Origin of the sequence: Streptomyces xantholiticus, from assembly GCF_014651015.1 — a bacterium.
Classification (GTDB): Bacteria; Actinomycetota; Actinomycetes; order Streptomycetales; family Streptomycetaceae; genus Streptomyces; species Streptomyces xantholiticus.
The window spans coordinates 206,763-225,958 of the sequence record NZ_BMWB01000001.1; the positions used below are offsets into that span (position 1 = coordinate 206,763).

General features: G+C 71.6%; 16 protein-coding genes and 2 pseudogenes. 5 read left to right on the top strand and 13 right to left on the bottom strand.

Annotated features, from left to right (window positions below; translation table 11 throughout):
* Positions 1-147: 147 nt before the first annotated feature.
* Positions 148-402 (top strand): hypothetical protein, encoded by a 255-nt coding sequence (locus IE198_RS00960; RefSeq protein ID WP_189882850.1) that lies wholly within the window; start codon positions 148-150, stop codon positions 400-402.
* Positions 403-599: 197 nt separating this feature from the next.
* Here IE198_RS00960 and IE198_RS00965 read toward each other — a convergent pair whose 3' ends face one another.
* The 3 genes from IE198_RS00965 to IE198_RS34855 form a co-directional block, all read right to left on the bottom strand.
* Complete coding sequence (locus IE198_RS00965) at positions 600-1,703, bottom strand: SPFH domain-containing protein (protein ID WP_189881626.1); 1,104 nt, start codon at positions 1,701-1,703, stop codon at positions 600-602.
* Between the two features lie 30 nt (positions 1,704-1,733).
* Entirely contained in the window at positions 1,734-2,171 is a 438-nt protein-coding gene (locus tag IE198_RS00970; protein ID WP_189881627.1) for an NfeD family protein, read from the bottom strand.
* Between the two features lie 262 nt (positions 2,172-2,433).
* A complete protein-coding gene (locus IE198_RS34855) occupies positions 2,434-3,348 on the bottom strand; it encodes a MurR/RpiR family transcriptional regulator (protein WP_229833664.1) in 915 nt (304 codons plus the stop codon).
* On the opposite strand from IE198_RS34855, the pseudogene IE198_RS00980 reads away from it, so the two are divergent.
* Both IE198_RS00980 and lpdA read left to right on the top strand, forming a co-directional pair.
* Positions 3,262-3,951: pseudogene (locus IE198_RS00980) on the top strand (ATP-binding cassette domain-containing protein); the annotation flags it as partial. The gene IE198_RS34855 and the pseudogene IE198_RS00980 sit on opposite strands and share 87 nt — an antisense overlap.
* Before the next feature lie 321 nt (positions 3,952-4,272).
* The gene (gene lpdA, locus IE198_RS00985; protein ID WP_189881631.1) at positions 4,273-5,673 is read left to right on the top strand and encodes a dihydrolipoyl dehydrogenase; all 1,401 of its coding nucleotides are present in this window, start codon (positions 4,273-4,275) and stop codon (positions 5,671-5,673) included.
* A 69-nt stretch (positions 5,674-5,742) separates the two neighbouring features.
* Here the strand turns inward: lpdA and IE198_RS00990 are convergent.
* Positions 5,743-6,029, bottom strand: a pseudogene (locus tag IE198_RS00990) (tetratricopeptide repeat protein).
* 267 nt (positions 6,030-6,296) lie between these two features.
* On the opposite strand from IE198_RS00990, the gene IE198_RS00995 reads away from it, so the two are divergent.
* A complete protein-coding gene (locus tag IE198_RS00995) occupies positions 6,297-7,262 on the top strand; it encodes an NUDIX hydrolase (RefSeq protein WP_189881632.1) in 966 nt (321 codons plus the stop codon).
* A 197-nt stretch (positions 7,263-7,459) separates the two neighbouring features.
* On the opposite strand, the gene IE198_RS01000 is transcribed toward IE198_RS00995, so the two are convergent.
* Positions 7,460-8,689: an NAD(P)/FAD-dependent oxidoreductase gene (locus tag IE198_RS01000; RefSeq protein WP_189881633.1), complete on the bottom strand. Its 1,230-nt coding sequence runs from the start codon at positions 8,687-8,689 to the stop codon at positions 7,460-7,462.
* Between the two features lie 62 nt (positions 8,690-8,751).
* Positions 8,752-9,552: a helix-turn-helix transcriptional regulator gene (locus IE198_RS01005; RefSeq protein ID WP_189881634.1), complete on the bottom strand. Its 801-nt coding sequence runs from the start codon at positions 9,550-9,552 to the stop codon at positions 8,752-8,754.
* A 134-nt stretch (positions 9,553-9,686) separates the two neighbouring features.
* Here IE198_RS01005 and folE point away from each other — a divergent pair, with 134 nt between their 5' ends.
* Entirely contained in the window at positions 9,687-10,379 is a 693-nt protein-coding gene (gene folE / locus IE198_RS01010) for a GTP cyclohydrolase I (RefSeq protein WP_229833665.1), read from the top strand.
* 73 nt (positions 10,380-10,452) lie between these two features.
* Here the strand turns inward: folE and IE198_RS01015 are convergent, their stop codons facing one another.
* From IE198_RS01015 to IE198_RS01045, 7 genes are all read right to left on the bottom strand, one after another.
* Positions 10,453-12,177, bottom strand: a complete 1,725-nt coding sequence (locus tag IE198_RS01015; protein ID WP_229833666.1) for an acyl-CoA dehydrogenase family protein — start codon at positions 12,175-12,177, stop codon at positions 10,453-10,455.
* 28 nt (positions 12,178-12,205) lie between these two features.
* Positions 12,206-12,823: a TetR/AcrR family transcriptional regulator gene (locus IE198_RS01020; protein WP_189881635.1), complete on the bottom strand. Its 618-nt coding sequence runs from the start codon at positions 12,821-12,823 to the stop codon at positions 12,206-12,208.
* Between the two features lie 62 nt (positions 12,824-12,885).
* Positions 12,886-13,446: a DoxX family protein gene (locus tag IE198_RS01025; protein WP_189881636.1), complete on the bottom strand. Its 561-nt coding sequence runs from the start codon at positions 13,444-13,446 to the stop codon at positions 12,886-12,888.
* 219 nt (positions 13,447-13,665) lie between these two features.
* On the bottom strand, positions 13,666-15,063 hold the full coding sequence (locus tag IE198_RS01030; RefSeq protein ID WP_189881637.1) for a DNA-3-methyladenine glycosylase 2 family protein: 1,398 nt from the start codon (positions 15,061-15,063) through the stop codon (positions 13,666-13,668).
* On the bottom strand, positions 15,060-16,328 hold the full coding sequence (locus IE198_RS01035; protein WP_189881639.1) for an NAD(P)/FAD-dependent oxidoreductase: 1,269 nt from the start codon (positions 16,326-16,328) through the stop codon (positions 15,060-15,062). The genes IE198_RS01030 and IE198_RS01035 overlap by 4 nt, the downstream gene beginning before the upstream one ends.
* The gene (locus IE198_RS01040; RefSeq protein WP_189881640.1) at positions 16,325-17,722 is read right to left on the bottom strand and encodes an FAD-dependent oxidoreductase; all 1,398 of its coding nucleotides are present in this window, start codon (positions 17,720-17,722) and stop codon (positions 16,325-16,327) included. The genes IE198_RS01035 and IE198_RS01040 overlap by 4 nt, the downstream gene beginning before the upstream one ends.
* On the bottom strand, positions 17,719-19,182 hold the full coding sequence (locus IE198_RS01045) for an FGGY family carbohydrate kinase (RefSeq protein ID WP_189881643.1): 1,464 nt from the start codon (positions 19,180-19,182) through the stop codon (positions 17,719-17,721). Before IE198_RS01045 ends, IE198_RS01040 begins: the two co-directional genes overlap by 4 nt.
* Positions 19,183-19,196 lie beyond the last annotated feature (14 nt).

Below are 19,196 nucleotides of genomic sequence, written 5' to 3' on the forward strand. Positions count from 1 at the left end.
CCCCAGGCCTCACCACCCTCCGCCTCGCCTGCCCTGCGGCCGCAGGCCTTTCGCCGTGCCCGGACGACACCGGCAGAACCCGGCCGCCTCTCACGCGCACACATTCCAACGTCGTTTCGGCAAACCTCACGAAGGGAGACCGACGCTGTGTCCACCGCGACGATCGACGACAAGGGGAAAGAACAGCATGTGTTCGACCGTGCTCACTGGCAGGACCGCCTCGATGTGTTGCGTTCCCGGTACCACGTGCCGGGGGCGGCACTCGCGGTGCTGGTGGACGGTGAGATCCACGAGCTGGTCAGCGGCGTACTGCACCGGGGTGCGGGTGACCGCGGACTCGTTCCCGCGGCCCACCCCATCGGCCTCCAACTCTCCAGGAACGCTCGACCACGATCGGGGTGACGGAAATCAGCTTTCTTGATCAGAGACGGGGGATGATGTGCACGTTGATGGAGCTGTCCGCGTGCCGGCCGCCATGGGAGAGTGGGCACCCATGGTTCACCAGGAATCTGAGGGGCCGAAGCGGTACGGCCACACAGCAGCCGGCAACCTGCGGCGTCGTCGTCACGTCGGGATCCCCGGGGCCTCGCCGTCGGCGCTCAATCGCCGGACGTCTGCCCCCGGCCCGGCACCTGACGCGCCCTCGCGGCCTCGGCCTTCGCGTCGCTCACTACGGCGGCGGCCTGCTTCGCGACCTCATCGGCAGCCGCGGCGGCATCGAGTGAAAGCGGCGGGATTGCCTCGAGCTCCGGGGCCCCGCCTTCGTCCGACGCGCCGTCGGCATCGGTAGTGGTTGCTTCCTCCTGTTGCGCAGATGCGGGAAGACCCATCGTCGTCTGATCGCCGAATGCGTGGGTGACGGCGCGAACGGCCTCGGTCAGCTCGCCTGGGATCACCCAGAACGTGTTGTTGTCGCTCTTCGCCAGATGCGGGAGCGTCTCGAGGTACTTGTAGGCGAGGATCTTCGGGTCGGCATTGTTGCGATGAACGGCCTGGAAGACGCGCTCCACCGCCTTCGCCTCGCCGTCCGCCCGCAAGATCATGGCTTGTTGCGTGCCCTGTGCTTCCAGGATGTCCTTCTGCTTCGTGCCCTCCGCGGTGAGGATCTTGGCTTGCCGCTCCCCTTCGGCGTGGAGGATGGCCGCGCGCTTGTCGCGCTCGGCCCGCATCTGCTTCTCCATCGCCTCTTTGATGGTGTGCGGTGGATCGATGGCCTTGATCTCGACGCGGTTGACCCGGATGCCCCACTTGCCGGTGGCATCGTCGAGGACGGCGCGGAGGCGGGCATTGATCTCCTCGCGTGAGGTGAGCGTTTCCTCCAGGTCCATGGAGCCGATGACGTTCCGCAGGGTGGTCACGGTGAGCTGATCGATCGCCTGCAGGTAGTCGGCGACCTCGTAGGCCGCCGCCCGCGGGTCAGTGATCTGGTAGTAGAGCACGGTATCGATGTTCACCACGAGGTTGTCCTCGGTGATCACCGGCTTGGGGGCGGACGAATACACCTGCTCGCGCACGTCGAGTTTGGTGTTGACGCGGTCCGCCACCGGCACGACGAAGTTGAGGCCGGGTTGCAGCGTCCGGCGATACCGGCCGAACCGCTCGATGTTGTAGCGGCGCGCCTGCGGGACGATCCGCACCGTGGCGGCCACAAGGAAGACCACGATAATCGCCGCCACAAGAATCGGGATGACAACCGGATCCACAATTCCTCCGTCGGGGTGTGTTCAGCCGTTTCACGGAAGGAGTTCGCGGGGGTAGACGACAGCCGTAGCGCCTTCGATCTCCAAGACGTCCACCAGCGCTCCCACCGGGATCACGAGGCTTTCGTCGAGAGCGCGAGCTGACCATTCCTCACCAGAGATCTTGATCAGGCCGTGGCTCGCGGTGACCTCCTGCATGACCTCGGCCCGCTTGCCGATCAGCGCATCACTGCCCTCAGGTACGAGGGGTGCCTGCGCCATGTGACGCAGCGCGACAGGACGGACGACGAGGAGACCCGCTGCCGCTGCCACTGCGAGCGCCACGAGCTGGCCGAGAAGGCCGATGCCCACACCAGCGACCACAGCGGCAACCAAGGCAGCACTCGCGAGCAACCCGAAAACCAGCGTCAGGGTGAAAAACTCCGCGACACCGAGCGCCGCGGCGACGAGCAGCCATACGAACCACGGCATCGAATCAGCCTCCCTGAGGGGACTCATCCATCAACCTACCCATTCAGAACCCAGACAGAACGGATAAATCCGTCACGGTCTGCGATCAGGCCGCCGGGTCGGCGAGAGGAGGCCCCACCCGCGTAGCCCGTGCTGGTCCGCCCGCTCCGCCAGACGGCCGGCCGCTTGTCGTGCCTCTCGGCCGCCCGGTGCACCGCCACCTGTCCCGGATAAGTGCAAGAGGTCGCGCAGAGGCCGGGCCCGTTCGAGGCCGATGCCCGGTTCACGTTCTGCGTGTGCGGGGCTCTCGGTGCGGGAGGAGCTGCTCACGCAATGCGGTCAGCTGGTGCGAGTGCTCGACGGCACGCGTCTCGTCGAGTGTGGTGAGGGCGAGCAGGAGGGCGTCCGCGACAACGAGGCCGGTCAGGGCTTCGTTGGTGTTACCCGTGGGGGTATGGGGGGCGGTGAGGACGGCGTCGACCCGGTCCCCGAACGCCTCGCCCAGTTCGTCGGTGACGAAGACGACCTTGGCGCCGACCGCGCGGGCCCGCTCCACCAGCACCGCGAGCTCGTGCAACGGCCGCCCCGGCTGGAAGATGACGACGGTGTCTCCCTGGGCGAGGGAGAGCAGCGGGTCGGCGAGCGCGAATCCGGTGGCGCCGACGAACCGGGCCCGGCGGCCGATGCGCCCGAGCGCGAGCGCGAGGTGGCGCGCCGCGAGCTCGCAGGCCGCGACGCCGTAGCAGAACACCTCACGCGCCTCCGCCAGGGCTTCCACCGCCCGCTGGAGATCGTCCGCGCCCGTCAGCCGCCGGCACTGGTCGATACGGTCCTGCGTCTCCTCGAAGACGTCGCTCCAGATGGTCTCGAGGTCATGACCGACATGCGCGATGCGCCGCTTCAGCCGGACCTCCGGCGCGAGTGCCGAGGTGAAGTCGGCCGCCAGCTCCCGCTTGAGCGCAGGAAGACCGGCGTAGCCGAGGCGCTGGAGCGCGCGCACGACGGTGGCGTTACTGGTGCCGCTCGCCGTGCTCAGTTGCTGGGCACTGGCGAACATCACCTGCTCGGCCGGAGCGCTTGCAAGGTACTGGGCCACCGTGCGCTCAGAGGCAGACAATTCGTCCCATTGGTCCCGAATAGTGGCACGCAGGCGAGTGAGCCCACCCGGACCCGCACTGCCGGAATCTGGATTCTTCACCGCCGGGCCGCCCGGCTGGCACGCGCCCGCGAGATACAGATGGTCTTCCAGGACCCGTACGTCTCCCTCGACCCGCGACTCACCGCCCGCCAGTGCCTGCGCACCGCCCTGCGTCTGCATGGCCACGACGCGTCGGACACCCGGGTCCACTCGCTTCTGAACCAGGTCGGCCTCGGCACGCGTGAGGCCGATGCCCGCCCGCACCAGCTGTCCGGCGGACAGCGACAGCGGTTGGCCATCGCACGGGCGCTCGCCGTCGACCCGCAGATCCTCGTCCTCGACGAGGCCGTAGCGGCCCTCGATGTGTCGATCCAGGCCCAGATCCTTCAACTCCTCACAAAGATCAGGCGCGACACGGGCGTGGCCCTGGTCTTCGTCAGCCACGACCTCGCCGTCGTACAGCACATCACCGACGAGACCGTCGTGATGCGCAGGGGCACCGTGGTCGAACACGGCCCGACGGCGCAGGTCCTGAACACCCCATCGGACCCGTACACCCGGCTACTGCTCACCTCCGTGCCGCACCAGGGATGGGACCCCGCGGACGCGATTCGGGCCAGGGCCGAAGTGGACGCCGTGCCGGGCCCGCACGTTCCGTCGTGAGGTTCTGGTCACCTCCGGACGTCCTGGCCCCAACCGCAGCACATGACACAGCGCTCGGCCTCAAGGCCCAGCAGGACTGCCCGTCCCCCCAGCGCCCGCGCGCAGGAACAGCGAGACCCTGCGGAACCGTGCCGGGGAACGCGCCGGTGCAGTTGTCCGCGCTGAGGATCGCCGTGGCCCTCGCGATGGGAACGCTGATTGCTCAAGGCGGCCGAGCCGGCGTCACCGGGCGAGTTTCTGGGAGGACGGACAGGCGCCCGTGCTCGTCGGTGCGGCCCGGTTCTCCCGACGGGGCTGCCCGAATCTTCTAGGGTGCTCGGCATGAGCGAACACTTTGACGTCGTGGTTCTCGGTGCGGGACCTGGAGGATACGTCGCAGCCATCAGAAGCGCGCAACTGGGACTGCGCACGGCAATCGTCGAGGAGCGTTACTGGGGAGGCGTCTGCCTCAACGTGGGGTGCATCCCTTCCAAGGCTCTGCTCCGGAATGCCGAGCTGGCTCATATCTTCACCCGCGAGGCGAAGACCTTCGGAATCCGGGTGGAGGGACAGGTCCACTTCGACTACGGAGAAGCGTTCGCCCGCAGCCGCAAAGTCGCGGACGGACGTGTCAAAGGCGTCCACTTCCTGATGAAGAAGAACAGGATCACTCAGTACAACGGCCTTGGCACATTCACCGATTCCGGCACACTCCAGGTGTCACTTTCCGACGGCGGCACAGAAACGATCAGCTTCGATCACTGCATCATCGCCGCAGGCGCGACCACGAAGCTGCTCCCCGGTACTTCACTGAGCGAACGCGTCGTCACCTACGAGGAGCAGATCCTCACCGATCGCCTGCCGGAGAGCATCGTGATCGCGGGCGCGGGGGCCATCGGGGTCGAATTCGCCTATGTGCTGCACAACTACGGCGTCCAGGTCACCCTGGTGGAGTTCCTCGACCGGCTCGTCCCGCTGGAGGACCAGGAGGTGTCCGCCGAGTTGGCGAAGCAGTACCGGCGTCTGGGCATCAATACGCTGACCTCGACACGTGTCGAGTCCATCGACGACTCCGGCGACAAGGTACGCGTCCATGTCACCACGGGCGGACAACGCCAGACCCTCGAGACCGACAAGGTACTGCAGGCCATCGGCTTCCAGCCCAGGGTCGAAGGCTACGGGCTGGAGAACACGGGAGTGCGGCTCACGGAGCGCGGCGCCATCGACGTCGACGGCCGGTGCCGCACCAATGTCCCGCACATCTTCGCCATCGGTGATGTGACCGCGAAGCTGATGCTGGCACACGCCGCGGAAGCCATGGGCATCGTCGCGGCGGAGACCATCGCGGACGCGGAGACCATGGAGCTGGACTATCCGATGATCCCGCGGGCCACCTACTGCCGGCCGCAGATCGCCAGCTTCGGCTGGACCGAGGCGCAGGCGCGCGAGCAGGGCTACGACGTGCAGGTGGCGAAGTTCCCCTTCACGGCCAACGGCAAGTCACACGGTCTGGGCGACACCGGGGGCTTCGTCAAGATCCTCAGCGACAACCGCCACGGAGAACTCCTGGGCGCCCACCTGATCGGTCCGGAAGCGACCGAGCTGCTGCCCGAGTTGACTCTGGCGCAGCAGTGGGACCTGACCGTCCACGAGTTGGCCCGTAACGTCCACGCACACCCGACACTGGGCGAAGCCGTCAAGGAAGCACTCCACGGACTGGCGGGTCACATGATCAACATGTGACCCGCCTTCTGCGGGCGGGTTCGGCGCGGTCGCCCCTGTCCGACGTCGCTCATCGCACAAAGCCGGTCGTCACACCTGACCAGCGCCCATGGCCTCCGCCGGGCGAAGGTGCCGGGCGGCTTCCTCGTCCCTGCTCAGCCGCTCCAGGGTGCGGCCCAGCATGAGGTGGGCGTACGACCCGACGGGGTCCTGCTCGAGGACCCGGCGCGCAGCTCGGCCTCGACGCGGGTCAGCTGCGCGGAGTGGTAGTAGGCGCGAGCCGGCGGCAGACGCGCGGCCACGTTCTCCGGGGCGGTCTCGACCACCCCACCAAGGATGCGAGCGGCAGTGGCGTAGTCCTTCATCGCGAAATACAGCCGGGCGCGCTCGCACTCCTCGAAACTGTGACGCGAGCTGTTCGAGTGCCGATGGACGACCGCACACCAACCGCCGCTCGACCTCACGAAGTTCCTCGTACGCGTGTCCGCGAATCTGCCCGCGACTCACCCGTTACGGCAGCCGATCGAGGCCATTCTTGGAGCACATGTACTCATCGGCCACCCAGCTGGAGGAACCGTGAACCCCGTGCCCGCTCCTGGTGAACGACCCCAAGACCGCACACCTCCCGGCAAGGCGGTGACCTTGTGAGTGCGCACCAGTCCCCCGAGCCGACGAGCACGGCCGCTCTGCTTTTCAACAGCCGGGGCGAATACCTACTGCACCTGCGCGACGCCAACAAACCCATCTGCGACCCCGGCACCTGGTCCCTGGTGGGCGGTGCCCCCGAGGGCGAGGAGACGCCCGACGAGGCGATTGCCCGCGAGGTCCTCGAGGAGACAGGACTGCGCATCCCGGGGCTCACACAGTGGATCGATGTCCGCGCCGGCCGGCCGCACACGACGGAAGACCGCATCAGGGTCTACGTGGGGCGCTGGGACGGCGACGCCGCCGGCCTGCCGGTCACCGAGGGGATCATGTTCCGGTGGTTCAGCGTGCCGGTGATGGAGCACCTGACGATGTGTCCGTGGGCGTACGAAGCGATCCTCGCCCACCAGGCCGCACAGCCCGCGCATGACACCCGGCGTGTTCCGCACCAGCCGTCGGCCCCACCGGCTCCCGGTGGGACGTCAGCGGTGCGGAACGTGATCGGTGCCCATCTCTACCTCGAACGTGACGGCAGGACCCTGCTCGGTCTGCGCAGCCCCGCCCTGGCTTTCGCCGGGAACGAGTGGCACGCGCTGGCCGGTCACGTCGAGCGGGAGTCGGCGCGGGCGTGCGTGGTGCGCGAGGCCCGGGAGGAGGCCGGACTGATCATCGCCGAGCACGACCTCGCCCTTGTGCACACCGTGCACGTGCTCGACTCCCAGGACGCCGTACCCCGCATCCAGCTCTTCTTCCGCGCCCGGCGCTGGCAGGGCGAGCCACGGCTCTTGGAGCCGGACAAGTGCCTCAGCTGGGACTGGTGGCCCCTCGATGCCCTCCCGGATCCGACTGTGCCGTACACCCGGGCCGCGATCGAGGGCATCCGAGAGGGGCATTCCTACACGGAGTTGGGCTGGACCGGCAGCCGGCCCCTGCTCCCTGCCGAAGGAGGCCGCCACGGCGGCTGACCACGCCCTGGCGCAAGACGCGGCCGAGCAGCGTCTCGAACAGCCATGAGGGGCAGTCCCATCGCGCGGAGTGCAGGACGGCAGGCATGCGTTCCTGCACTCCGCCAGGGCGGCACGGCTGTCGCGGAGGCGTCGCCCGAGAGGAAGAGGGTCACCCCCGGGAGCGGTGCGTCCCGGGGGCCGCGCTGCGCCGAACGCTAGAGGAGGTCGGTCAGCGGCACATCCGGGTCGGCGAGCTCGGCAGGATCGATCTGCCGCCCGGAGGTGACGAGGGCGCGGATGGGGTCGGTCACGTCCCAGACGTTGACGTTCATGCCCGCGAGCACCCGGCCGCCGGAGAGCCAGAAGGCGATGAACTCGCGGGTCGCGGTCGGGCCGCGGAAGACGACCCGGTCGTAGCCGTCGGGCTCCACATGACCGGTGTACTCCATGCCCAGGTCGTACTGGTCGGTGAAGAAGTACGGCACCCGGTCGTAGGTGACGTCCTGGCCGAGCATCGCCTTGGCCGCGGTCTGCGGCTGGTTCAGCGCGTTGGCCCAGTGCTCGACGCGGATGTGCTTGCCGAGCAGCGGGTGGAAGGCGTTGGCGACATCACCCGCGGCGTGGATGTCGGGGTCGGAGGAGCGCAGTCGGGCGTCGACGCGGACGCCGTTGTCGATCTCCAGGCCGGCGGCTTCGGCGAGCCCGGTGTCGGGGGTGATGCCGATACCGACAATGACCGCGTCGGCGTCGACGCGGACGCCGTCGGCCAGCAGAACGCCGTTCGCCCGGCCGTCCGCGCCGGTGATCTCGGCGACCTGCACGCCGCAGCGCAGGTCGACCCCGTGCTCGGTGTGCAGGTCCGCGAAGACCTGGGCCACCTCGCGGCCCAGGACCCGCAGCAGCGGCAGCTCCGCTGCCTCCAGCACCGTCACCTCGGCACCGGCGGCCCGGGCGGCGGCGGCCGTCTCGAGACCGATCCATCCGGCCCCGATCACCGCCACGCGTGAGGCGGACGCGAACGCTTCCTTGATACGGTCGCTGTCGGCGAGCCGGCGCAGATAGTGCACACCGTCCAGAGCGGCTCCGGGCACGGGCAGGCGACGCGGCGACGAACCGGTGGTCAGGAGCAGTTTGGCGTATCCGATACGGCTGCCGTCGGCGAGCGTCACCTCGTGGGCGGCCCGGTCCACTGCGGTGACCGCGGTGCCGAGGCGCAGATCGACCTTGTGGTCGGTGTACCACTGGGGAGGGTGGACGTAGACGGTGTCACGCCCGTCCTTGCCCAGCAGATATCCCTTGGAGAGCGGCGGCCGTTCGTAGGGGTGCTCGGTCTCCTCCCCGAGCAGCACGAGCGGCCCGTCGAAACCCTCCTCCCGCAGGGTCTGCGCGGCTTTCGCGCCGGCCAGGCCGGCTCCGACGATCACAAATGGGTTGTCCACGGGCATGTCCGCTCCTCTGTCGCGTCGGGAGTGCTCGCGGGGCGGCCCCCTACCACCCGCCGAGCTGATCAATCGGGTTTGCGGTCTTCCGGGTTCCGGACGCCGGGCCCCTGCGCGCAGCTTCCGGCGGGGCCGGGCGTGCTGTTGCCTCCCGGCGCGGCGCGCAGTTCCACACAGCACCGTCCCGGACGGGGGGCGAGGACGGCCTCGATCCCCGCGGTGCGCAGTCCGGTGAGGAAGCCCCCGAGGTAGGCGTGGTTGATCCCGCACACCAGCTCCGGGGAGCGGGCGGCGAGCGGGTGGAAGGGGCAGTTGCGCAGCTGGAGCTCGGTCGGGCCCAGACGGTCCGGCTCGAAGCCGTGCTCCTCCAGCACGGCTTCGCCGAGTGAGACGGAACGCTCCGGCCCCAGCCTGCCCGGACGGCTGCGGGCACGGGCGGCCGCCCCGAGCTCCTCGCCCCGCTGCCGTGCCGTGCGCAGCGCGGCGGCCCGCGCGTCCTCGCCCGGCTCCTGACTGAGGACCGCGTCCATGAGGATCTCCGCGAGGACGTCCGGACGACGTTCGGGGATGCTGATGCGGATGTCGGTGCCGGCCGGCTCGTAGACCTTCGGCCTGCGGCCCACCCTGGGCGCCCCTCCAGGGCTGTCGTAGCCGGCGCACAGCAGCCCGGCCGCGACGAGTTTGTCCAGGTGGAAGGCGGCCAGCTTGACCGAGATGCCCGCATCGGCAGCCGCCTCTTCCCGTGTCACCGGCCGATGGGCGCGCCGTATGAAGCCGTACATCCTGCGGCGCAGTTCGTCGGCCAGGACCGAGACCGCTTCGACGCCCTCGGCGGTGGAGGGAGAAGACGGCGTCAGGTCGGAGCTCATGCCCCCACCATAACGCCAATCAGGTCAGACGTAACTTCAAACAAGCGACTCAGTACAGGGGATCCTTGACCACGACCCTAATAAGACCAATACTGATTAGTGAAATTAACATCGCGTCGGCATCGGAGAGTGACATGTACCAGCAGCCTCACCCCACCTTGCACCTGGCCTCCGACGCCGACCAGGCGTCGACACCGGCGCCGGCGGCCGACCATGCGTCGACACCAGCGCCGCCGGCGCCGGCGGCGCTCCGCGTGGTGCACGAGGCACAGGAGGCGGATCTGGCGGCCGCCGAGCTGGCCGCCGGGCAGTTCCTGCAGGCCCTGGGCATCAGCACGGATTCCGAGAGCCTTCGCGGCACCCCGGGCCGGATGGCCCGGGCCTACGCGGAGCTGTTCAGCCCCCGCCCCTTCGACCTGACCACCTTCCCCAACGACGAGGGCTACGACGAGCTCGTCCTCGCCCGCGGCATCCCCCTGCGGTCGGTGTGCGAGCACCACCTGCTGCCGTTCGTCGGCACCGCCCACATCGGCTACCTGCCCGGCAACCGGATTCTCGGCCTGTCGAAGCTCGCCCGCGTCCTCGAGCACTTCGCCTGCCGCCCGCAGGTACAGGAACGACTCACCAAGCAGGTCGCCGACTGGCTCCAGAACCAGCTGGAACCCAAGGGCGTCGGCGTCGTGATCCAGGCCGAGCACACCTGTATGACGCTGCGCGGCGCGCAGGCCACCGGCACCACGACGATGACCTCCACGCTGCTCGGCCTGCTGCGCACGGACGGCCGGTCCCGCAGCGAGTTCCTCGCCCTGACCGGTCCGCACCACTGACGCGGGACGCCCGAGTCCTTGTGCACGGCCGGCCGCGAAGCCGGCCGTGCGGGCGCGCGGCAAAGGGCGCTGCTCAGCCGGCGGCGACGGGCACGCGGGCGATCACGGTGGCAAGGTCGAGACCCGCGGGCAGCGTGCCGAAGGCCAGGCCGCGGTCCCCCGCCAGCCGCGACGCACAGAAGGCGTCCGCCACGGCCGCCGGCGCGTGCCGGACCAGCAGCGAGCCTTGAAGCACCAGGGCCATGCGCTCCACCAGTCGGCGGGCTCCCGGCACGGCGTCGTCACCGGGCACCAGCTCGGCACGCAACTGCCGCCAGGCCCCGTCCAGCCGGGCATCCGCGCCCGTGGCGGCTTCGATCTCGGCGCCGTACGCCTCCAGGCACTCGGGCTCCCTGGCCAGCGCGCGCAGCACATCGAGTGCGTTGACGTTGCCGGAGCCCTCCCAGATTCCGTTGAGCGGCGCCTCCCGGTAGAGCCGGGGCATGCCGGACGCCTCGTCGTAGCCGTTGCCGCCCAGGCACTCCAGCGCTTCGGCGACCGCCGCCGGCTGGCGCTTGCACACCCAGTACTTGCCGACCGCCGTCGCCAGCCGCAGGAACGCCCGCTCCCGGGCGTCGCCGCGCTGTGCCCGGTCGGCTGCTCCCGCGATCCGCAGCGCGAGCATCGTCGCCGCCTCGGACTCGACGCTCAGGTCGGCGACGACGTTGCGCATCAGCGGCTGGTCGATCAGCTTGGCGCCGAACACGGACCGGTGGCGGACATGGTGGACGGCGTGGGTCAGCGCGGTGCGGATGCCGGTCGCGGAGCCGAGGACGCAGTCGAGACGGGTCATCGTGACCATGTCGATGATCGTGCGCACGCCCTGGCCCTGCGGCCCCACCGGCCAGGCGACGGTGTCGTCGAACTCGGGCTCGCTGCTGGCGTTGCTGCGGTTCCCCAGCTTGTCCTTGAGGCGCTGGATACGGAAGGTGTTGCGGCTGCCGTCGGGCAGCACCCGCGGAACCAGGAAGCAGGACAGGCCCCCGGGCGCCTGCGCCAGCACGAGGAACAGGTCGTTCATGGGTGCGCTCGTGAACCACTTGTGGCCGCGCAGCCGCCAGGTGCCGTCGGGCTGTTCGGCGGCGACGGTGGTGTTGGCGCGGACGTCGGTGCCGCCCTGCTTCTCCGTCATCCCCATGCCGGCGAGCAGCCCGCGCTTGCCTTGGGGGGCGTGCAGACCGGGGTCGTACACACGGCTGGTCAGCAGCGGCTCGTAGACCGCGGCCAGTTGCGGTGCGGAGCGCAGCGCAGGGACGACGGCATAGGTCATGGACACGGGGCAGGCATGGCCCTGTTCGGCCGAGCTCCACACCATGAACCCCGCGGCGCGGGCGACATGGGCGCCGGGTCGGTCGTCGGCCCAAGGCGCGCCCCCGAGTCCCTCGCGGATCGCCAAGTCCATGAGCGAGTGGTACGACGGGTGGAACTCCACCTCGTCGATCCGGTTCCCGTAGCGGTCGTGGGTGCGCAGCAGCGGTTCGCAGCGATTGGCCTCCTCGGCCCAGCGCCGGACCTCCTCGGAGCCGGCCAGCCTGCCGATGCGGTGCAGGTCCGGCACGTACCACCCGGCGCCCTCGCGTTCCACGCCTTCGAGCAGCACGGCGTCGTCCGCGACGTCGTGGCCGACCAGGGGCGGCGGCTGGTTGGTCACCTCGTGGGTGCGCGCGGGGTTGCTGCGCGGGGAGGCCTCGCCGGACCGGCCGTGGGACGCGGGCGCGGCGACGGCGGGCGATGCGGATGCGGCGGAGTTCGCGGTCATCACTGGTCCTCGGACGTCGTAGGGGTGGTCAGCCGGCGGGCAGGGCGCCCGCGCAGCGCAGGGACATCGCCACCAGCTCGGTGACCAGGTGCTCGGCGGCGTCGCCCCCGGCCGGGGCGGACAGCGGGTCCACGAGCACCTCGCCGATCGCACCGGTCAGCGCAGCGGCGGTGACGTCGGGGTCCTGGGCAGGCAGCTGCCCGCCGGCGATGCCCTCACGGATCACCTCGGCGAACACCTCGCGGTAGCGGCGCCGGAACTCCAGCCGCTCGCTGCCCACCGCCGGTTCGGCGGGGGCGGCGAGCAGGGCGTGGGCCAGGCCACGGCGCTCCATGGCCCGGCGGGCGAAGACGCCCACCCCGAGCGCGAGCCGTTCGACCGGATCCCCGCTGCCGTCCCTGAGCACTTCGCCGAGGACCTCGACCTCACGTCCGGAAGCACGGCGGAAGACCTCGACGGCGAGCGCTCCCTTGGAGGGGAAGTGCTGGTAGACCGAGCCGACCGACATGCCCGCGGCCGCGGCGACCGCGGCGACGGAGGCGTTCGCCCAGCCGACCTCGGCCACGACGGACGTGGCCTGCTCGACCAGATGCTCTCTGGCGGCGTCCAGGCGGCTCTGCACGGCGGGCGTCTTGCGGTAGGCCATGCAACAAGTGAACCACCGTTCAGGGGTTCATGGCCAGGCCCGCGGCGTCGGTCCGCGCTCGGTCAGTCCTCGAGGGTGTCCGCCTCCCCGGTGACTGCCGAGTCGTCCACGTCCGCGCCGATCTGTCCCTTCGCTCGCCTGCCGACGACCGCGGCCGCGGCCACTGCGCTGGCCGCGAAGGCCGCCGCGAGCACCCACGGCCGGTCGAAGCGGTGGCCGGTGACATGGTCGAGCGAGCAACGGCCGGGGCCCATGACGCCGACAGCGGCCGCCGTGAAACCGAGGAACGCGGGGTACTCGAAGCCGCCGGACTGGGCGAAGAAGCCGGCCGGGGCGTGCACCGAGACCGCGCCCGCCATGTTTCCGGTCACCGCCGCGCCGGCCGCGGGGGTGGCGAGGCCCAGGGCAAGCAGCATGCCGCCGCCGGCCTCCGTGACGCCGGCGGCGAGCGCACTGTGCCTGGGCGGGTGGAAACCCATGGCCTCCATGCCCTTGGCGGTTGCCTCCAGGCCGCCGCCGCCGAACCAGCCGAAGAGCTTCTGGGTGCCGTGGGCCATGAGGACGGCGCCGGTCCCGACGCGCAGGACGAGCAGGCCGAGGTCACGTCGGTTGAGGGGGGTCATCGGTTCTCCCGGTGCGGGTGACGGTGGGCGACGCCATCCACTCTCGGCCTCCCGGGCGCCGGGGCCGCTGCGTTGCTGGGCCGTACGGGTGAGCCGCGTACGCCGTTCTGACCCGCCCTGTCAGCCGCTGCCGTACGCCGGTACGCCGTCCGACGGGCCCTATCCCACCGCTGCCGTACCCCCGTACGCCGTCCGAGGGGCCCGATCCGGTCGGACCTGTCAGCGGCCCGGGTCAGCGGCGGCCGCCCACAGATGGTGCATCGCGTACGACCGCCACGGCCGCCAGCGCCCGGTGTCCGCACCGGGCGGCACCGCAGGGTCGCCGGGCGGCAGGACGTCGGGGTCGCCCAGTGCGTGCAGCCGGACACCGGCGGCAGTACGGGCGTCGATGCCGGGGAGCCGCAGCAGCCGGCGTTCGGCCTCCTCGCGGTCGGCGCCGGGGTCGAGCACGAGGTCGCCGGTCGCGAGCGCCTCGGCCAGGGCGCGCAGCGCGGGCCGTCCGCTGCCGGTGAGGTCCTCGGCGCGGGGGAACAGGTGGGTCAGCCCGCCGCTCGGCGCGTCGAGCTCCTCGCCGTGCGCGGCCACCAGCTCGCCCACCGCCGACTCCCCCACCAGCGTGCGGATCGCCGACTCGTGCGGGTCCGCGGCGCCGGGGACGCGCAGGCCCGGGCGGGCCGCGACGAGCGGGGCGAGGGCCGGGTCGGCTCCGAGGCGTTCCGCGACAGCGCAGGGGTCGGCGTCCAGGTCGAGGAGGCGGCGCATCCGCTGGGTGGCTGAGGTCAGGTCGCGCAGGTCGGTCAGGTGCAGTCGGCACTCCAGCCAGCCGCCTGCGCCCGGGCGTTCGCCGACCTCGGCGACACCTGCGCCGCCGGGCAGCCGCAGGGTCCGGCGGTAGGTGCGCGTGCCGCGTTCGCCGGTGACCTCCTCCACGCCGGGGACGGCGTGGACCGCGAGGTGGTCGAACATCCGGTCCGCCGCGTACCGGCCCCGGTGGGCCAGCCGCAGCGGGATCCCGGAGCCGCCGTTGCCGGCGGAGGTGCGGCCGGGCCGGGCGGCCCGCAGCTCGGTGGGGGTGGCGGCGTAGATCTCGCGGATGGTGTCGTTGAACTGCCGTACGCTCGCGAATCCGGCGGCGAAAGCGATCTCGGCGGCCTGCATCGTCGTGGTCTGCAGCAGTACGCGCGCGGTGTGGCCGCGCTGGGCGCGGGCGAGGGCGATGGGTCCCGCACCGAGTTCGGCGTTGAGCTGGCGCTGCACCTGGCGGGGGCTGTAGCCGAGGCGGCCGGCGAGTCCGGCGACGCCCTCCCGGTCGACGACGCCGTCGCCGATCAGCCGTACGGCGCGGCCGACGACGTCCGCGCGGACGTTCCATTCGGCGGAGCCGGGGACCGCGTCGGGGCGGCAGCGGCGGCAGGCGCGGAAGCCTGCACTCTGGGCAGCCGCGGCGGTGCGGTAGAACGACACGTTCCTGCGCTTGGGTGTGAGGGCGGGGCAGCTGGGCCGGCAGTAGATCCCGGTCGTGGAGACGGCGAAGAAGAAGACCCCGTCGAACCGTGCGTCCCGGCTGCTCACGGCCTCGTACCGGCTGTCCTCCACCGTGTGTGCCTCGGTGGTCATACGGTCAGTATGCGAGCCGCCCCGGCACCCGGCTGGCGGGAATCGGACATGACACCGACGCGGACGGGGCCGCCCTCTGGGTCGGCCCGTGCGATCCAGCCGGCGCGCAGGTGGACGGCCCGGCCCGGCAGGGCGGTGCGCGGCAGGTGCTGCCGGTCCAGTTCTCGGCCGTCCTGGCTGACGAGGAGGACGGGCCGGGCGATGCGCTCTGCGGTGCGGAGGGTGAAGCGCTCCTCCATGGGCGGGGGGCCGTCGGGGTGGACGCGGTTCGGCGCGATCCAGAGCAGGGGCCGCTCGACCGCCAGGGGCACCTGACCGTGGCGCCAGGGCCGGGCCCCGGCCAGCCGGCGCAGGACGTGGGTCGCGGCGCTGCGGCCCTCTGCGGCGGCGATCGCCCCGGGCTCGCCCCCGTGGAGCAGATTGCCGACGGCGAAGACGCCGGGCAGGGAGGTGCGGAAGGCGGTGTCGACGGCCGGTCCGCGTGTGCCGGGGTCGAGAGCCGTGCCGCCGAGCCGGGCCAGCTCGTGGTCGGGGATCCAGTCGCCGGTGAGGACGACGGTGTCGCAGTCGAGGTGCGTGCTGCCGCCGTCGCGGTCCCGCAGGCGTACGCCTGCCAGTCTGCCGCGGCCGGTCAGCTCCGCGACGGCGGTGTCCGTGATCACCGGGACCCGGTGCCGGGGTGACTGCACCGGTGCGCACGGGGCTTCGGTGACGAGGGCCACGACCTGTGCGCCCGCCCTCCGCAGGGTGCGTACGGCGTGGAGGGCGACGGGCTCCGAGCCCACGACGACCGCGCGGCCGCCGACCCGCCCGCCGTGGAGCCGGACGGTCTGCAGGAGTTCGCCGGTGGTCAGGACGCCGGCCGGCCGGGTGCCGGGGATCAGGCGGGCGCTGCGCGGCCGTTCGCGGGCGCCCGTGGCCAGCACCACCGCGCGGGCGGTGATGCGTTCGAGGCCCTGCGGGCCGGTGGTGTCCAGGGTGCGGGGGCCCGCCCACCCCGTGGCCGTGACGCCGGTGCGCAGTACGCATCCGGCAGCGACGGCGGCGTCGACGAGCCGCCCGGCGAACCGGGGGCCGTCGAGCGGCTGGTGGCGCGGCCCGAACCCCCGGTGGTGGCTGTGGCGTGGAATGCCGCCGGGCTGCTGTTCGCGTTCCAGTACCTCGACGCGGCCGGCGCCGGCCGCGGCCAGGCGGGCTGCCGCGGCGAGCCCTGCCGGTCCGGCGCCGACGACGAGGACGTCCACGGTTCTTTCCGTGCGGCTCATCCGCGGCCCTCCTCGAACAGTGCCCTGACCACGGCCCCGCAGTGGAAGCCCTGGCAGCGGCCGGCCCCGGCGCGGGTCCGGCGCCGCAGCGCGTCGAGCGATGCCGGTGGCAGAGTGCTGCTCATCGCGTCGCGGATCTCGCCCCGGGTGACGCGTTCGCAGTGGCAGACGATCGTGCCGTACGCCGGGTCGGCGGCGATCAGGTCGGCACGCTGGTACGGGCGCGGGCCTGCTTCGCCGATGCAGGGCATGTTCACCGGTTCCAGGTCGCGGGCAAGGCCGAGGTGGAGGCCCGCGTCGCCGAGCAGGCCGGTGACGTAGGCGGCGATGGCCATGGAGGCCGTCAGGCCCGTGGACCGGATGCCTCCGACGGTGACGTACCGCTGTCGGGCATGGGCCCGAATGCGGTAGTCCTCGTGCCCGGTGGCGGCGCGCAGTCCGGCGTAGACGGCGGTGACCTCCTCGTCGACCAGTGCGGGCACGATCCGCCGGCCTTTGTCCCTCAGCGTCTCCAGGCCTTCCGCTGTCGATCCGGTGGCCTGCTTGTCGTCGAGGTCCTCCGCGGTGGGTCCGAGGATCACGTTCCCATACACGGTCGGTGCGACCAGGACACCCTTGCCGAGTGCGGTCGGTACGGGGAGCAGGATGTGGCGGACGAGGGGGCGGGCGAGCTTGTCGTAGACGATCAGCTGGCCGCGCCGCGGGGTGACGGTGAAGTCCTCGTGGCCGAGGTGGTGGTCCAGCTCGTCGGCGTGCAGCCCGGCGGCGTTGACGAGGTAGCGGGTGCGCAACAGGCCGCGCGAGGTGGAGAGTTCGTGGTGACCGCCGCTCGTCACGGACTGCACCCGGCAGTTCAGGTGCAGCGTGACGCCCGCACGGACCGCCTGGGTTGCGTAGGCGATGGTCGTGGTCCAGGGGCAGATGATCCACTCGTCCGGGACTTCGAGGGCGCCGAGCGCGCCGGGGCCCAGGTGCGGTTCCCGCCGGGCGAGTTCGGCGGCGTCCAGGAGGCGTGTGCCGTGGTGGCCGTTGCGGACGGCCTTGGCGGCCAGGGCGGGGAGCGCGGCGAGTTGGCCGTCGTCCCAGGCGACGAGCAGCGCGCCGACCGGCTCGAGAGGGACGCCGTTCTGTTGGGCGTAGGCGGCGAGGCGGCGCCGGCCCTCGCGCACGAGCCGCGACTCCAGGGAACCGGGCACGGCGTCGAAACCGGTGTGCAGGATGGCGGTGTTGGCCTTGGAGGTGCCGTCCCCGACGTCCTCGCCCGCTTCCACGAGCGCGATGCGCAGCGGGTACCGGGCGAGTTCGCGGGCGATGGCGCTGCCGACGACGCCGGCGCCCACGACGGCGACGTCGTACAGCTGGTCGGGCAGTGCGCCGCCGGTCGTGACGGTCATGAAGCTCCGGGTCCACCGCCGGCCGCGGGTGAGCGGTCCAGCAGGGCCGCGACCTCGGTACGGAAGGCCGCGAGTCGTTCTGCCGCCTGGTCGGCGCTGATGCGCGGCTCGTAGACGGCGGACGGCCGCCAGGCGGGGACGGCCTCCTCCAAGGTGAGGTCCGCGTCGATGCCCAGCCGGGCGACCGCGGCGGCGCCGAGCGCGGTGACGTCCGGCAACGCGGAGACCTCGACGGGAAGTCGGAGCAGGTCGGCCTGGGTCTGCATGAGGAGCGCGGACCGGGTGAGACCCCCGTCGACGCGCAGCACCGTCAGCGGCGTGCCGAGGTCGGCGGCGACCGCGTCGGTGAGGGAGACGACCTGCGCGGCGAGTCCCTCGCACAGCGCGCGCACGAGGTGGCCCGGCCCGGTGTCCAGGCCGAGGCCGGTCACCGAGCCCCGGACGTCACCGCGCCACCAGGGCGCCGCAAGCCCGGCGAGCGCCGGTACGAACGTGACGCCCCCGCTGTCGGGCACGGTCGAACCGACGGCATCGAGGTCGGTGGCACCGGAGACGATCCCCAGGTCGGTGAGCCATCGCACGGCGGAGGCGGCCGTGTAGACCTGGCCGTCCAGGCAGTAGCTGGAGCGGCCGCCGAGCCGCCACGCGACGCAGCCGACGAGCCCGGTGGTGGAGCGCCGTGGCCGGTGACCGGTCTGCGCGAGCAGGAACGCGCCGGTCCCGTAGGTGCACTTGGCGGCGCCGGGTTCGGTGACACTCTGGGCAAGGAGGGCGGCCTGCTGGTCGACCAGGAGGCCGGTGAGCGGGATCTCGGCGCCGAAGGCCGTGGTGACGCCGACGGGTCCCGCCGCGTCGACGACGTCCGGCAGCCGTTCGCCGGACAGGCCGAAGATCTCGAGGGCCCGCTTCGACCAGGCGACGTGGTCGAGGTCGAGGAGCTGGGTGCGTCCGGCGGTTGCGGCGTCGGTGACGAACGCGCCGGTGAGCCGGTGCACGAGCCATGAGTCGCTGGTGGTGACCACGCCTTCGCGGGTGAGTTCTCGGCGGACCCACGCCATCTTCGGCGCGGCGAAGTACGGGTCCAGTGGCAGTCCGGTGAGCTGCCGTAACTCCTCAGCGTGCGGGGCGAGTTCGGCACACAGTGAATCGGCGCGCCGGTCTTGCCAGACGATCGCGTCGGTGAGCGGTTCGCCGGTCGCCGGGTCCCAGGCGAGGACGGTCTCGCCCTGGTTGGCCAGGCCGACGGCCCGGACGGGCTCACCGGCATCGGCGAGCGCACGGCGCCCGGCGTCGACGACCGAGGTGAGCAGTTCCCCGGGGTCGACCTCGACGCGTCCGCCGGCGCCGTAGCGGGGCGTCACGGGCGCGGAGCCGGTGCCGATCACTCCACGTGCGGGACAGACGACGAGTGCCTTGGTGCCTGAGGTGCCCTGGTCGACGGCAAGCACCGGGCCGGTCATCGGCCACCCCGCTC